At 73.2% G+C, this 13,749-nt stretch carries 16 protein-coding genes and 1 pseudogene; 9 read left to right on the plus strand and 8 right to left on the minus strand.

What is annotated here, in order from left to right; genetic code table 11:
• The first annotated feature begins 3 nt into the window (after positions 1 to 3).
• From GXW83_RS14335 to GXW83_RS14350, 4 genes are all read left to right on the plus strand, one after another.
• Positions 4 to 972: a carbohydrate ABC transporter permease gene (locus tag GXW83_RS14335; RefSeq protein WP_182443449.1), complete on the plus strand. Its 969-nt coding sequence runs from the start codon at positions 4 to 6 to the stop codon at positions 970 to 972.
• The gene (locus GXW83_RS14340) at positions 969 to 1,865 is read left to right on the plus strand and encodes a carbohydrate ABC transporter permease (protein WP_182443450.1); all 897 of its coding nucleotides are present in this window, start codon (positions 969 to 971) and stop codon (positions 1,863 to 1,865) included. The genes GXW83_RS14335 and GXW83_RS14340 overlap by 4 nt, the downstream gene beginning before the upstream one ends.
• Positions 1,862 to 2,851, plus strand: a complete 990-nt coding sequence (locus tag GXW83_RS14345) for a zinc-dependent alcohol dehydrogenase family protein (protein WP_182443451.1) — start codon at positions 1,862 to 1,864, stop codon at positions 2,849 to 2,851. Before GXW83_RS14340 ends, GXW83_RS14345 begins: the two co-directional genes overlap by 4 nt.
• A gap of 75 nt (positions 2,852 to 2,926) precedes the next feature.
• Complete coding sequence (locus tag GXW83_RS14350; RefSeq protein ID WP_182443452.1) at positions 2,927 to 3,919, plus strand: carbohydrate kinase; 993 nt, start codon at positions 2,927 to 2,929, stop codon at positions 3,917 to 3,919.
• A gap of 66 nt (positions 3,920 to 3,985) precedes the next feature.
• Here the strand turns inward: GXW83_RS14350 and GXW83_RS14355 are convergent, their stop codons facing one another.
• On the minus strand, positions 3,986 to 4,633 hold the full coding sequence (locus GXW83_RS14355; protein ID WP_182443453.1) for a TetR/AcrR family transcriptional regulator: 648 nt from the start codon (positions 4,631 to 4,633) through the stop codon (positions 3,986 to 3,988).
• A gap of 85 nt (positions 4,634 to 4,718) precedes the next feature.
• Here GXW83_RS14355 and GXW83_RS14360 point away from each other — a divergent pair, with 85 nt between their 5' ends.
• Entirely contained in the window at positions 4,719 to 5,660 is a 942-nt protein-coding gene (locus GXW83_RS14360; RefSeq protein ID WP_182447305.1) for an aldo/keto reductase, read from the plus strand.
• Between the two features lie 111 nt (positions 5,661 to 5,771).
• Here GXW83_RS14360 and GXW83_RS14365 read toward each other — a convergent pair whose 3' ends face one another.
• The 4 genes and pseudogenes from GXW83_RS14365 to GXW83_RS14380 form a co-directional block, all read right to left on the minus strand.
• Complete coding sequence (locus tag GXW83_RS14365; protein WP_182443454.1) at positions 5,772 to 6,701, minus strand: Ig-like domain-containing protein; 930 nt, start codon at positions 6,699 to 6,701, stop codon at positions 5,772 to 5,774.
• Positions 6,702 to 6,810: 109 nt separating this feature from the next.
• Complete coding sequence (locus tag GXW83_RS14370; protein ID WP_182443455.1) at positions 6,811 to 7,182, minus strand: hypothetical protein; 372 nt, start codon at positions 7,180 to 7,182, stop codon at positions 6,811 to 6,813.
• 195 nt (positions 7,183 to 7,377) lie between these two features.
• Positions 7,378 to 7,728: pseudogene (locus GXW83_RS14375) on the minus strand (chlorophyllase); the annotation flags it as partial.
• Positions 7,729 to 7,831: 103 nt separating this feature from the next.
• Complete coding sequence (locus GXW83_RS14380) at positions 7,832 to 8,743, minus strand: LysR family transcriptional regulator (RefSeq protein WP_182443456.1); 912 nt, start codon at positions 8,741 to 8,743, stop codon at positions 7,832 to 7,834.
• Between the two features lie 162 nt (positions 8,744 to 8,905).
• Here GXW83_RS14380 and GXW83_RS14385 point away from each other — a divergent pair, with 162 nt between their 5' ends.
• Positions 8,906 to 9,706, plus strand: a complete 801-nt coding sequence (locus tag GXW83_RS14385) for an alpha/beta fold hydrolase (protein WP_182443457.1) — start codon at positions 8,906 to 8,908, stop codon at positions 9,704 to 9,706.
• A 35-nt stretch (positions 9,707 to 9,741) separates the two neighbouring features.
• On the opposite strand, the gene GXW83_RS14390 is transcribed toward GXW83_RS14385, so the two are convergent.
• Positions 9,742 to 10,167: a nuclear transport factor 2 family protein gene (locus tag GXW83_RS14390; RefSeq protein ID WP_182443458.1), complete on the minus strand. Its 426-nt coding sequence runs from the start codon at positions 10,165 to 10,167 to the stop codon at positions 9,742 to 9,744.
• A gap of 96 nt (positions 10,168 to 10,263) precedes the next feature.
• Here GXW83_RS14390 and GXW83_RS14395 point away from each other — a divergent pair, with 96 nt between their 5' ends.
• Both GXW83_RS14395 and GXW83_RS33990 read left to right on the plus strand, forming a co-directional pair.
• Positions 10,264 to 10,821: a TetR/AcrR family transcriptional regulator gene (locus GXW83_RS14395; protein WP_182443459.1), complete on the plus strand. Its 558-nt coding sequence runs from the start codon at positions 10,264 to 10,266 to the stop codon at positions 10,819 to 10,821.
• A gap of 121 nt (positions 10,822 to 10,942) precedes the next feature.
• A complete protein-coding gene (locus GXW83_RS33990; RefSeq protein WP_225446976.1) occupies positions 10,943 to 11,296 on the plus strand; it encodes a DUF6343 family protein in 354 nt (117 codons plus the stop codon).
• Positions 11,297 to 11,428: 132 nt separating this feature from the next.
• On the opposite strand, the gene GXW83_RS14405 is transcribed toward GXW83_RS33990, so the two are convergent.
• Complete coding sequence (locus GXW83_RS14405; RefSeq protein ID WP_182443460.1) at positions 11,429 to 11,797, minus strand: hypothetical protein; 369 nt, start codon at positions 11,795 to 11,797, stop codon at positions 11,429 to 11,431.
• Positions 11,798 to 11,833: 36 nt separating this feature from the next.
• Entirely contained in the window at positions 11,834 to 12,499 is a 666-nt protein-coding gene (locus GXW83_RS14410; protein WP_182443461.1) for a ScbR family autoregulator-binding transcription factor, read from the minus strand.
• 113 nt (positions 12,500 to 12,612) lie between these two features.
• Here GXW83_RS14410 and GXW83_RS14415 point away from each other — a divergent pair, with 113 nt between their 5' ends.
• Positions 12,613 to 13,623: a ScbA/BarX family gamma-butyrolactone biosynthesis protein gene (locus GXW83_RS14415; protein ID WP_182443462.1), complete on the plus strand. Its 1,011-nt coding sequence runs from the start codon at positions 12,613 to 12,615 to the stop codon at positions 13,621 to 13,623.
• Positions 13,624 to 13,749: the final 126 nt, after the last annotated feature.

A 13,749-nucleotide genomic window follows, 5' to 3' on the forward strand; every position in this document is an offset into this window, starting at 1 on the left:
CCCATGAGTACTCCCTCGATCACCCGGACCGCCCGCGTCCCCCGGGCCCGCCGCTCCGGCGCACCCGCCGAGTCGGGCAGGCAGCGCGGCGCGTGGGCCCGGCGGGCCCCGCTGCTGCCCGCCCTGATCTTCATGATCGTCGTCACCCAACTCCCCTTCGTGGGAACGCTGGTGATCTCCTTCATGCGCTGGAACGCCCTCGATCCGGACGATGTCGGCTTCGGCGGCCTGACCAACTACACCAACGCGTTCCGTGATCCGGCGCTGCGCTCCGCCATCCTCACCACCGTCGAACTGACCGTCACGGTCGTGCTGGTGAGCCTGGTGCTGGGCCTCGGCCTGGCGCTGCTGCTCGACCGGCGCTTCCTGGGGCGCGGCATCGTCCGCACCATGCTGATCACACCGTTCCTGATCGTCCCGGTCGCCTCCGCCCTGCTGTGGAAGGACGCCATCTACAACGCCTCCTTCGGGCTCGTCGACGGCCTGCTCAGCTGGGTGTGGAAGCTGTTCGGCAGCACCCACCCGCCCCAGCCGGACCTGCTCACCAGCTTCCCGCTGGCCTCGGTCGAGGCGTCCCTGGTGTGGCAGTGGACCCCGTTCATGATGCTGATCCTGCTGGCCGGGCTGCAGAGCCGGCCCACCGACGTCGTCGAGGCGGCCCGGGTGGACGGCGCGGGCACCTGGCAGGTGTTCCGCTACCTCACCTTTCCGCACCTGCGTCGCTACCTGGAACTCGCCGCGCTGCTCGGCAGCATCTACGTGGTCCAGAACTTCGACGCGGTCTTCACCCTGACCTCCGGCGGCCTGGGGACGGCCAACCTCCCGTACGCCGTCTACCAGACCTTCTACGCGGGCCACGACTACGGCGAGGCGTCGGCGGAGGGCGTGATCGTGGTCGTCCTCTCCCTGGCCATCGCCACCTTCGCCCTGCGGACAGTCTCCTCGCTGTTCCGAGAGGAGTCCCTGTCATGACTGCGGCCACTGTCCCCCCGTCCGCCCGCGCGACCGTCCACGCCAGTCGGCCCGGCCGCCACTCCCGGGCCGCGCGCCGCAACGGCCGGCTGCTGAGCCTGCTGGCCTGGGCCTGCGGCACGCTGTTCCTGCTGCCGTTCGCCTGGATGGTGCTCACCTCCCTGCACAGCGAACCGGCGGCGGCGACCAACCCGCCCAGCTTCACCGCCCCGCTCACACTCCAGGGGTACCGGGAGTTCTTCGGCGCCGGCACCGGGGTGAGCCCCTGGCCGCCGCTGATCAACTCCCTGACCGCAAGCGTCGGTTCGACGCTGCTGGTGCTGGTCCTGGCGATCCCGGCCGCCTACGCGCTGTCGATCAGGCCGGTGCGCAAGTGGACGGACGTCATGTTCTTCTTCCTGTCCACCAAGATGCTCCCGGCGGTGGCGGCCCTGCTGCCGCTGTACCTGATCGCGCAGCACGCCGGCCTGCTGGACAACATCTGGCTGCTGGTCGTCCTCTACACCTCGATGAACCTCCCGATCGCGGTGTGGATGATGCGCTCCTTCCTCTCCGAGGTCCCCAAGGAGATCCTGGAGGCCGCCTCCATCGACGGCGCCGGACTGCTCACCACCCTGGTCCGGATCGTGGCGCCGGTGGCCGCCCCCGGCATCGCCGCCACCGCGCTGATCTCCTTCATCTTCAGCTGGAACGAACTGCTGTTCGCACAAGTGCTGACCGGCGTCGTGGCGGGCACCGCGCCGGTGTTCCTCACCGGCTTCGTCACCAGCGAAGGCCTGTTCCTGGCCAAGCTGTGCGCCGCCGCCGTCTGCGTCTCCCTGCCGGTGCTCGCCGCCGGCTTCGCTGCCCAGGACAAGCTCGTCCAGGGCCTCTCCCTTGGGGCAGTCAAATGAAAGCAGCCGTCATCAGCGCGCCCGGTGTCGTGGCCATCGAGTCGGTCGACGATCCCGCGCCCGGCCCCCGCGACGTCGTCGTCAAGGTCTCCGTGTGCGGCCTGTGCGGCACCGACCTGCACATCCTCCAGGGCGAGTTCGCCCCCACCCTGCCGATCGTCCCGGGGCACGAGTTCGCCGGTGAGATCGTCGCCGTCGGCGCCGAGGTCACCGGGCTGGCGACCGGCGACCGGGTCGCGGTCGACCCGTCGCTCTACTGCCACGAGTGCCACTACTGCCGCATCGGCCGCAACAACCTCTGCGAGCGCTGGGCCGCGATCGGGGTCACCGTGCCCGGCGGGGCCGCCGAGTACGCCGTCGCCCCCGCCGCCAACTGCGTCAAACTGCCCGACCACGTCCGCACCGAGGACGCCGCCCTCATAGAACCGCTCTCCTGCGCGGTGCGCGGCTACGACATCCTGCGCAGCAGGCTCGCCTCCCACGTGCTCATCTACGGCTCCGGCACGATGGGCCTGATGATGCTGGAACTGGCCAAGCGCACCGGCGCGGCAAGCGTGGACGTGGTCGACATCAACGCCGACCGGCTCGCCACCGCGCGGCTGCTGGGCTGCTCCGGGACCGCGACCTCGGCCGACGAGATCCAGCGCCCGCGCGGCTGGGACGTGGTCATCGACGCCACCGGCAACGAGCAGGCCATCCAGGACGCCCTGGGCAGGGTCGGCAAGGGCGGCACCTACCTGCAGTTCGGCGTGGCCAACTACGCTGCGCGCACCACCATCGAGCCCTACCGCATCTACAACGAGGAGATCACCATCACCGGCTCCATGGCCGTCCTGCACAGCTACGAACGCGCGGCGGACCTCTTCGCCACCGGCGTGCTGGACCCGGAGGTCTTCATCAGCGACCGGCTCCCGCTGGACGACTACGCCGCCGCGCTCCAGCAGTTCCAGGCGGGCAAGGGCCGCAAGATCCTGGTGACGCCCTGACCCGGCCCTCACCCGGCCCTGACCCCGCCCCTGCCCGCGACAGCCGGGGCGGCCGTCCGCCCCGAAGGAGCACGTATGCAGTCGACCCCACCGCCGACCCTGGTCGTCGGCGAGGCACTCACCGACATCCTGGTGGACCCCGGCGGCCGCCGGCAGGCCCACCCGGGCGGCAGCCCGGTCAATGTGGCGCTGGGCGTGGCCCGGCTCGGCCACCCCGTGCAGCTGGCCACCCGGGTGGGCACCGACCCCTTCGGCGAGGCGCTCCAACGCCACCTGCGGGACGGCGGGGTGCGGCTCACCGAGGGGTCCGTCGTCGATGCCCCGACCTCCACCGCGACCGCCACCCTCGACGCCCGGGGCGCGGCCGCCTACCGGTTCGACATCACCTGGTCGCTGCCGCCCTCCGCCACCGCGCCCGCCCGCACCGGAGCCGTCGCCCACCTGCACACCGGATCGATCGCCACCGCGCTCGAACCGGGCGCCGCGCAGGTGCGGGCCGCCGTCGAGGCGGCCCGGGCCACGGCCACCGTCTCCTACGACCCGAACATCCGGCCCCCGCTGCTGCGCTCCGCCGACGGGGAACGGCCGGGCGTCGAGGCGCTGGTCGCCGCCGCTGACGTGGTCAAGGCCAGCGACGAGGACCTGGCCTGGCTCTACCCCGGACGCGACCCCCGGGAGGCGGCTGCCGCCTGGGCCCGCAGCGGCCCCGCGCTGGTCGTGCTGACCCGGGGAGCCGAGGGCGCCACGGCCTTCTGGGACGGCGGCCTGCGCGAGGTCCCGCCGATCCCGGTCCGGGTCGTGGACACCGTGGGCGCGGGCGACGCCTTCATGGCGGGCCTGATCAGCGGACTCCTCCAGGCCGGGATGCTGGGTCCCGGGCCCGCCCCCCGCGCCCGGCTCCGGGCTGCGGTCGGCCGGACCCGGGCGGCCGACGAGGTGGTCGCGGCGCTGTCCCTGGCCGCCCGGGCGGCCGCCGTCACCTGCACCCGCCCGGGCGCCGACCCGCCGAGCCGGGAGCAGCTGCGCGCGGGCGCGGGCGCGGCCACCGGCCCGGTCGGCGGCCGCTGACGGACGTCGCCCGGCCGGCTCCCGGCCCGGGCGGCTTCCCGGACCGGGCGGCCGGAGCCGTCCGGGTCAGCGGGTGGCCCGGGCAGCTCGCTCCGGGTGCAGCGCGTCGACGACCAGGTCGAGCAGGCGTCCGGTCTGGTCCAGGGTGCTGTTGGTGGCCGTGGACATGAACACCCCGAGCAGGACCGCGGTGACGTCGTCGGGCTCGACGTCCGCGCGGAGCACGCCCGCCTCGGCCCCGGCGGTGAGGATCGTCCCGATCGCAGCGGTGATGCGCTCCCGGGTGGTCGGCGTGGCAATGCGCCCCGAGGCCCAGCCCGCGCGCAGGGTGTCGACCATTCCGCGCTTCACGGCGGCGAACTGCGCGTAGCGGTCCATCCAGGCGCGGAGCGCGGCGTCGGGCGCAAGCGTTTCCAGCAGGGCCGGGGCGCTGCTGGTGATGTCGTCGAGCTCGGCGGCGTAGACCGCCTCGACCAGCGCCTCCCGGGTGGGGAAGTGGCGGTACAGCGTGCCGATGCCGACGCCTGCCTCGCGGGCGATGACCTCCAGCGGGACGGTGTCGTCGGCGGCGGCGAAGGCAGCCCGCGCGACGGCGACCAGGGTGTCGCGGTTGCGTCGGGCATCGGCACGGAGCGGGCGCTCGGCGCCGCTGGGGGAGTCGGCGGAGTCGGCGGGCCGGGGCGGGCCGGCGGGGTCCGGGGTCGGCGGGGTCAAGCGGAGGAACCTCCGTTAGTGTTACAGTCGATGGAGCGGAGGGTCCTCCGCTTACCCTATGGTCGCACAGGACCGGAGCATCGCCATGCCTGCCGACACCCCCTCGTCCCCCAGCGCCGCCATCGGCGCTCCGCGCGCCGGCGGCCCCGGCACGATCGCCGGCCACACCGTCTCGCGCGTCGGATACGGCGCGATGCAGCTCGAACGCCTGCACGGCGACCGCGCCGCCGCCGTCGCGCTGCTGCGCCGCGCGGTCGAACTCGGCGTGGACCACGTCGACACCGCCCAGTTCTACGGCAACGGCTTCGTCAACGAGCTGCTCCGCGACGCGCTCCGCCCCGAGGACGGCGTCGTCGTGGTCAGCAAGGTCGGAGCGGACCCCGACCCGGGCGGCCGCATCCCGCTGCGCCCGGCGCAGCGGCCCGAGGAACTCCGGGCCAGCGTCGAGGACAACCTCCGCAGCCTCGGGCTCGACCGGATCCCGGTGGTCAACCTGCGGCGGCTGGACACCGGCCCCGGCCTGCGGGCCGAGGGCGACCAGGTGGTCGGCGTCGACGACCAGCTCGCGGTGATGACCGCGATGCGCGACGAGGGCAAGATCGGCGCGATCGGCCTGAGCAGCGTGACCATCGACACCCTGCGCCGGGCGCTCCCCGCGGGCATCGTCTGCGTGCAGAACGCCTACAGCCTGGTGACGCGCGGCGACGAGGACATGCTCGCCCTGTGCGCCGCCGAGGGCATCGCCTGGGTGCCGTACTTCCCCCTCGGCGGAGCGTTCCCCGCCATGCCGAAGGTGGTGGACGAACCGGCGGTGCAGGCCGCGGCGCAGGCCCTGGACAGCACCCCCTCCCAGGTCGGCCTGGCCTGGCTGCTCAAGCACGCGCCCCATGTGCTGCTCATCCCGGGCACCGCGAACCCGGCCCACCTGGAGGCCAACATCGCCGCAGGCGCGCTGACGCTGGACGCCGCGACCCTCGCCGCCCTGGACGCCGTCCCGTCCCGCTCGGCGGACGTGACGCTCGGTTGACGTGACGCCCGGCTGACCCGCGCCGGACCGGCGGGACGCACCCGGCCGAAGCGGAGGAGGGTCCGACCGCAGTCGCGGTCGGACCCTCCCGGTCTGCTCGGGGCAGGAGCGTCAGGCGGTCTGGGCGCCGGTCGCGCTGCCCGCCAGCCACTGCGACCACGACAGGTCGTAGTCCGCGTAGCCGTTGTCACCGGCGGCCTTGCCGCGCGGCGAGCCGGTGATGGTCACCGGGTCACCCTGCTTGATGTTGTTGTAGTACCACTCGGCGTTCGCGTACGAGAGGTGGATGCAGCCGTGCGAGCCCTGGCTGTGGCCCGGGTACGGGTCGCCGGTGGAGTAGTGCACGTACGTCCCCGAGTACGTGAGCTGGACGTCCCACGGGAGCGTCAGGTCGTAGTAGTTGGGGTTGCTCGGGTTGCAGGTGATGCCCACGCTGCACGACGTCATGTGCACCCAGCGCTGCTTGTCGATCACGGCCATGGTGCCGTCCCAGCTCGGGAAGGTCCGGCTGCCCGCGTCGATCGGCATGGTGCGCACCACCCGGCCGTTGTGGGTCACCTTCATGGTGTGCCCCGAGGCGGAGACCGTGGTCTCGAAGTCGGCGCCGATGGTGAAGGTGTGCCGGTACGCGTGGACGCCGCGGCGGCCGTGGCCGTCCGCGACACCGGTCAGCGAGGCGTCCAGCGTGACCTTCGTCCCGGCCGGCCAGTAGCCCTTGGGCCGCCAGTCGACGCGGGTGTCGCTGAACCAGTGCCAGGCGCCGGTGACCGGCACCGACGTGGTGACCTTCAGGTGCCGCTCGATCGCGGCCCGGGCCGAGGGCGCCACCGGGTCGGTGAAGACCACCGAGATCGGCATGGCCACACCGACGGTCGATCCGGTGGCCGGGCTGATCGAGTTCAGCAGCATCGGCTTGACGGCCGCCTGCGCGCTCGCACCCGTGGTCACCGCCGCCGTCGCGCTACCGGCAAACAACCCGCCCCCGGCCAGCACCGCACCCGCCAGCACCGCCACGCCGACGCTGCGCTTTATTCGACCCATACTTTGCTCCGCTCATATCAGGACAGGACACGTATCGCTCTGAAGGACTCACAGGACCCGCACATGGTTGCGGTCCACCGGCCTCCGGCGCAGGCGGATGCCTGGACCGTCACTGGACCGGTCCCTCGGCGATGTGCTGGTCGCCGCCGACTGCGGCCAGGGCCGGGGTGAGCTGCTCGTCGATCAACTGCCGCAGGTAGCCTGCGGCCTGCGGCTCGACGGCCAGCAGGCGGCCGATCCGGCCGTTCCACTCGCTGACCAGCGCCTGCGGGACGGTGTCCTCCCCGGTCTCCCGGGCCGCCAGCAGTGCCGAACGGCCCTCTGCCAGCTGGGCCTCAAGCGTGGCCACCCGGTCGGGGTGCACGCGCTGCCACAGCGACACCATGGCCGCCCTCGCCTGCTCCCAGGCGTCGGTCGCCATCAGCGCCACCACCGTGGTGGCTCCTGTCGACGCCAGCATGACCAACTCGGAATCCATCATTCCCCCATGTGAACTGCCGTGGTACAGACGATAGAAGGAAGCCGTGCGGCTCGGGGGACGAATCGGAGCACCGGTCCGCCCGAATCGTCGTGTCCACGGCAGACGGCCTGGTCGGCGGCCCGGGGACAGCTGAACCGCGCCGCCATCGTCCGCCTGTCGGACGGCAGTTGGCGTCGCCTCTGCTCCTGGCGGGAGCTACGCGGACTGCACTCGTCCGAGGGGCTCGGCTGCTGCGGCCAGCGCCTCGCAGGCCGCCTGCCAGGCGGGATCGCCGGGGTGGAGCGCGCTGCGCAGGTAGGCCCAGGTGAGCCGTTGGACGGCGGCCACCCGCTCGGGGCTCTCGTCGGTGGTCTCGGCGACGTCGTATCCGGAGACCCCGCCGAGGCCGTGCTCCGCGCCGAACAGCGTGAGCAGGGACTTGGGCCCGGGGGAGAGCAGGTACGGATCGGCGTGCCAGGCCGGGCCCGCGACCGTCAGGTGCGCAGAGGCGTCCTGGTCACCGGCGACCACCAGCGCGGGCGTCGTCATAGCACTCATGATGTCTGTCCTTCCGCCGGCGTCGCTCGGGGAACGCCTCGTGCGGACGCGGCCTGAAAACGGATCGTTGTTCCGTTACGATACGGATCAGCGTTCCGTTTGGTCAAGCGGGTCACCCCGTGGCGTCCGCCGGCCTCGGGGCGGGGCCGTAGGTGGCGCGGATCCGGTCGGCGAAGGCGGTGGCCGCGGCGGAGAGCGTGCGGTGGCGCGGCAGGACCAGCGAGACGGTGAAGGTGGCGTGCGGCCGTACCGGCACCAGCAGCTGCCGCTGGTCGGCCGGGGCGGACGAGGGGGCCAGCAGGGCCAGGCCCAGGCCGGCCCGGACGAGTTCGCACACGGTCGCCACGTCGGCCACCTCCACGATGATGGTGCGGGTCAGGCCGTGCGCCGTGAACAGGCAGTCGACGCTCATGCGGCTGCCCCACCCCTCCGGCACGTCCAGGAAGGGCCGGCCCACCAGATCGGCCAGCCGCACCTGCCGCCGTCCGGCGAGCGGATGGTTCGGCGGGCAGGCGAGCATGATCGGCTCGTGGTACAGCGCGATGGCCTCCACCTCGGCCGGGTGCGCGCCGGGCATCGCCGCCAGGGCCAGATCCAGCCGGTTGTCGGCGACCGCCTGGACCAGATCCCGCGACCCCGCCGAATTGGTCGTGGGCTTGATCTGCACCAGCGGCCGCTCCGCCAGGAACTGGGCGAGCGGTGCCGCCAGGTCGATCCCGGGAAGGGCATGCATGATGCCGACCCGGATCGTGCCGCGCATGCCGTCGTTGACGGCGGCGACGGCCTCGCGCGCCGCGCGGGCCGCCTCCAGCGTCCGCCGTGCCTCGCCCAGCAGTACCGTTCCCGCCTCGGTCAACTCCACCCTGCGGGTGGACCGGTGGAACAGTTGCGCGCCCAGGTCCGCCTCCAGCGCGCGCACCGAGACCGACAGCGCCGACTGCACCACGTGGACGCGCTCCGCGGCCCGGGTGAAGCTCCCGGTCTCGGCTACGGCCAGAAAGTGCTCCAGATGCCGCAGCTCCATGCTCCGCCCCTCGTCCCGCATGCCATCCCGCACGGCCCGACACCATTGATGTCCGGAATCGATGAATACCATCGTGATCCTTCGTTGGACACCATAAGTATGTCGGCCCGAGGCTGGTGGTGCGGGCGCGACCGCCCGCACCACCGCCAGAGAGGCATCCCCATGGGCACCGCCCGCACCAGCTCCGCCGCCGGAGCCCTGCACCACCTCCGCACCGGACCGCGCGGGGGAGTGCCCGTCGTCCTGCTGCATCCGGCCGGTCTGGACCTCGGCTACTGGGACCGGCACATCGCGGCCCTGCGCCCGGCCTACGACGTGGTCGCGCTGGACCTGCCCGGCCACGGCGGCTCCCCGGGCGGCCCGCGGGACTGGCCGCTGGAACGGGTCACCGCGACCGTCGCCGCCTTCCTGCGCGGCCTCGGCATCCCCGCCGCCCATGTGGTCGGGATCTCGGTGGGAGGCATGATCGCGCAGTCCCTCGCGCTCGCCGAGCCCGAGCTGGTCCGCTCGCTCGTACTCATCGGCACCGCCGCGTCCTTCTCCGAGGAGGGGCGCGCCGCCATCCGGGACCGCGCCCGGCAGGCCCGGACCGAGGGCATGGAGGCCATGCTCCCGGCCACCTTCGCCCGCTGGTTCACCTCGCAGGCCCTGACGGACCGGCCCGAGCTGATCGACCGCGCCACCACCACCCTGCTGGCCGACGACCCGCAGGTGCACGCCGCCGTCTGGGACATGGTCGCCGAGCTGGACCTCGCCCCCCGGCTCGGCCGGATCGCCTGCCCCACCCTGGTCCTGGTGGGGGAGTCCGATCCGAGCACCCCGCTCGCCGCCGCCCGGGAGCTGACCGACGGCATCACCGGCGCCCGGCTGCACACCCTCCCGGACGCCTCCCATCTCGCCCCGCTGGAGCGCCCGGAACTGACCATCGCCCACCTGCTGCCGTTCCTCGCCGGCCAGGGCTGACCCGGTCGGCGGTGCGGCACCCGCCGGAAGGCGGATCAGGCGGAGGGCGCGGCGGGCGCCGCGTCTGCGGCGGGGGTCTGCCGACCGGCGCGGTAGGCGAGGTTCTCGTAGTCGCGGACCCGGGCGATGCGGCCGTCGCGGGCGGTCAGCACCTCCACGTACGAGGGGTTGAAGGGGGCGCCGCCGGGGGCGGCGCCTTCGAAGGTGCACTCGACGATGATCGTGTCCGGGTCGGTGGTCCGGTGCACCGTGCAGGCGGAGAGTCGCTGGAAGGTGAAGGGGGACGCGCCGAAGGTGGCGGCCAGGTGGGCGCGGATGGCTTCGCGGCCCTTGATGAAGGGGGCGCCGTCGCGGAAGGAGAAGTGGTGCTCGCCGTCCTCGCAGTAGAGGTCGGCCATGGCGTCGGTGTCCTTGACCAGGACGGCCTGCACCCACGCGTCGAACAGTTGCTGTGCATTCATGGCTCTCGCCTTTCGCTCATCCAGTGATGAGTGAAACCCTACACCATTCGCTCACCGATTGAGGAGCGAAGTTGCTGGTGACGCTAGAGTGGGCGCATGGAGCAGCCGACGACCACCCGCGCCGCCCGACGGGCGGCGACCGCGCAGCGGATCCTGCAGGCCGCGCGCGAGGAGTTCGGCGCCAAGGGGTTCAAGGGCGCGACGGTCCGCAGCATCGCCGCCCGGGCGGGCGTGGACTCCTCGCTGGTGCACCAGCACTACGGCTCCAAGGACGCCCTGTTCTCCGCCGCCACCGGACTGGCCGCCGGCGAGCCCGGTGACGCCGCCGCCCACCTGGGCGACGTGATGGCGCTCAAGCTCGGCGAGCTGCCGCCGGAGACCGCGGCCCTGCTCCGGTCGATGCTGACCTCCCCGGACGCGTCCCGCCAGGTCAGCGACTTCCTCGACCAGCGGGTCGCCGAACTCGCCGCGTCCATGGGCGGCGGCCCGGACGCGCAGGCCCGCGCGCTGCTGGCGGTCAGCAGCACGCTGGGGCTGACCATCGTCCGGCACTTCCTGGACCTGGCGGCGATGGGCGGCGTCGACCCGGCGGAGCTGGTGCAGATCGCCCGGCCCTGGTTCGCCTCCCTGGCCGAGGGCCAGGCACCGGCCTGACGACCGCCGCCCGGCCGGACCGGGAGGAGGTCAGGGAATCGGGGTCGGGGCGGTGGGGTCGGCCGGGTGGACGGGTAGGTGAAGGATCAGGGGCTGCCTCCACCCGGAAGGGACCGGGACCATGTCGTACCAGCACAGCGAAGGGCACCACGTCCGCCAGTGGTGGCAGACGCATGCGGCGGACCGGCGGGCCCGGGCGGCGGCCCGGCGCTGGCGTCACGACGGCTCCGAGCCGCAGTGGGCCCGCAGCGACCTGCGGGCGCGGCGGCTGCTGGCGGGCGTCTTCGCGCCGCTGATGGTGCTGGGGGCCGTGGCCTTCGCGCTGCTGGCGGCGAAGGGGCCGCACCTGGACCGCTCGGTCAACCTGGGCGTGGCCGTCGTCTGCGCGGTGTGCGCGGTGGTCGCCGTGGCGGACCTGCTGGTGATCCGGCGCCGGATGGCGGAACAGCGCCGCTGGGGCCGCCGAGACCGCTGACGCCGCGAGGAGGCTCGTGCCCTGCCCGGACGTGATCGTCCCCGGTCAAGGGGCTCGGCGTCGCCCGCCCTTCCGGGCCGCCCCGGGCGTGAACCGGCGGTCGGCGGGGCGGCCTTGCGGTCTGCCGTCCGGCTAAAGCTCGTCCTCCATGCGGATGGCCGCCTCCAGGTCCTGCCGGACCGGTCCGGCCGCGTTGCCGTGGAGTTCCAGCAGGGAGGCGGCGATCGCGTCGAGCTTGCGCTGCACGGCGCGCTCGGAGCGGCGCTCGGAGTTCTTGAGCAGGGCCAGCAGCAGCAGGGTGACCGCGGTCATGGCGTCGCCCGCCAACAGCTTGGTGTCCGTGGACAGGCGGGCGGCGTGCACGCCCAGGACACCGGCCACCAGGGCCAGGCAGAACAGGAAGAACGCCGGGGAACTGCTGAAGTTGGAGGCGTGCTCGGCCAGACGGTCGAACCGGCTGCGCTGGCCGCCGTTGGTCTCGGCTGGGTGTTTCAAAGTCATGATCCCCCGCCTACCCCGACCTGGGCCGGACACCGGTCAGCGGACGAGTTCGACCTGGTCATCGGCCGTGGCCCGGGCCTGTGGCAGCCGGTCGCGGACGCGGGTGAGCAGCGCGACCGGCTCCGGCCGCGCCTGCAGCGCGGGGAGCAGCAGCAGCCACAGGCCGGTCAGGTGGGCCTCGATCCGGCGTCGGCCGTCCAGGGCGTCGGAGACGGTGTGCAGCCCGAAGAAGGCGCAGACCAGGGTGTGCGCCGCCTGCCGGGGCTCGACGCCGGGGGCCAGGCCGCCCTCGGCCCGGGTCTGCCGGAGCAGCTCCGCCACGGTGTCGATCCAGCCGACGAAGGGCGTCGGCAGGACCGCGTCGATGGCCTTCCGCTCGGACCACAGCCGGGCGCCTGCGCGGACGACGACGTCGTCCCGGAACGCCCGGGCCACGACGAAGCTCAGCAGGACCAGCCGCTCCATGGGCGGGCCGCCCCCGGCCACGCCGTCGATGAGCTGCGGCCAGGTGGAGAAGTGCTTTTCGATGACGGCCCGGGCCAGGTTCTCCTTGCTCGTGTAATGGAAGTAGATCGCCCCGCTGGTACGGCCGGACAGCGCGCTGATGTCGCCGATGCTTGTCCCTGCGTAGCCCTTTTCGTCGAAGAGGTGCGCTGCCGCCTCCAGGACTGCTCTGCGCGTCGTCGCCGCCCGTTCTTGCACGTGTTCTCTGCCTCGGTCGATGCCGTCGAATGACGGGGTCACCATAGCGGCTCTGCCCCGCCCGCCGCGGGATCGCGGATGCGTTTTCCGAAGGTTTGATATGTGCTATTGGTATGCATAGTTGGGACGCCGTGCCGCGCACGGGTGGCGGGCGCTCGGCCGCGGACGGGCCGCGCCCGCTCACCTGGTCGCGGACGGTGCCCCGGGAGTCGGTGCACCGGCTCTCGGTGGCCGAGGTGCTGCTCACCGATGTGCTGCCGGCCGGGCCCGGGCGCTTCGCGGCCGCCGCCCAGTGGCCGCTCTCCCACCCCACCTTCCCGCGCGGCGGGGAGGGCCTGCACAACCCGCTGATGATCGTGGAGACCCTCCGGCAGCTGGGCATCTACCTGCCGCTGCGGTACTGCGGCGTCCCGCCCCGCTCGCACTTCCTGATCACGGACGTCTCCTACGAGCTGGATCCGGCCGCCGAGCCCCGGGTCCGGTACGGCGCCACCGAGGTGACCTGCCTGGTGGAGATGGGCGACGTGCGCCGCCGGGCGGCCTCGGGCGCGCTGTCGGGGATGCGGCTGCGGGCCCGCTTCCTCGCCGGAGGGCGGACGTTCGCGCAGGCCGAGGGCGGGGCGCGGATCCTGGACGCCGAGGGCTACACGGCGCTGCGCGGGCCCGGACCGGGCGCGGACGGCCGCCCGGGCGCCCCCGACGGACACCCGCGCGCCCCCGCCGGGCTGCGTCCGGCGCCGGAGGGCCTGGGTGTGGCCTCGCCGCAGGACGTGATGCTGGCGCTCGCGCCGGACGGCGTCCGGGTGGATCCGGCCGATCCCCGGCATCCGTACTTCTTCGACCACGACAGCGACCACGTGCCCGGCATGACCCTGCTGGAGGCGGCGCGCCAGGCGGTGGCGGTCCAGAGCGAGGGGCGGTTGCAGCGCCCGGTCGGCTGCGGCCTGCGCCTGCTGCGTTTCACCGAGTTCAGCCCGGCCGCGACCGTCGAGTGCACGGTGCACGGCACCACCTGCGTGTTCCGGATCCGGCAGGACGCCGGACCGACCGCCGTCGGCGTGCTCCGGTATTCCGGAAAACCGGCGGCTGAACACGCCCGCGAGTTGTTTGACTCCGAACCGTAGCGAACATAACGTTCTGAGCGTTATGTTCTTGCCTGCTCCTGGACAGGCCGGAACTCCGAGGCCGCGTCAGCACGGCCTCTCGCCGGGCCCGTATGCGAAAACGGCCCGGATATGCGGTCTGCGAGT

The sequence above is a fragment of the Streptacidiphilus sp. PB12-B1b genome, from assembly GCF_014084125.1.
GTDB lineage: Bacteria > Actinomycetota > Actinomycetes > Streptomycetales > Streptomycetaceae > Streptacidiphilus.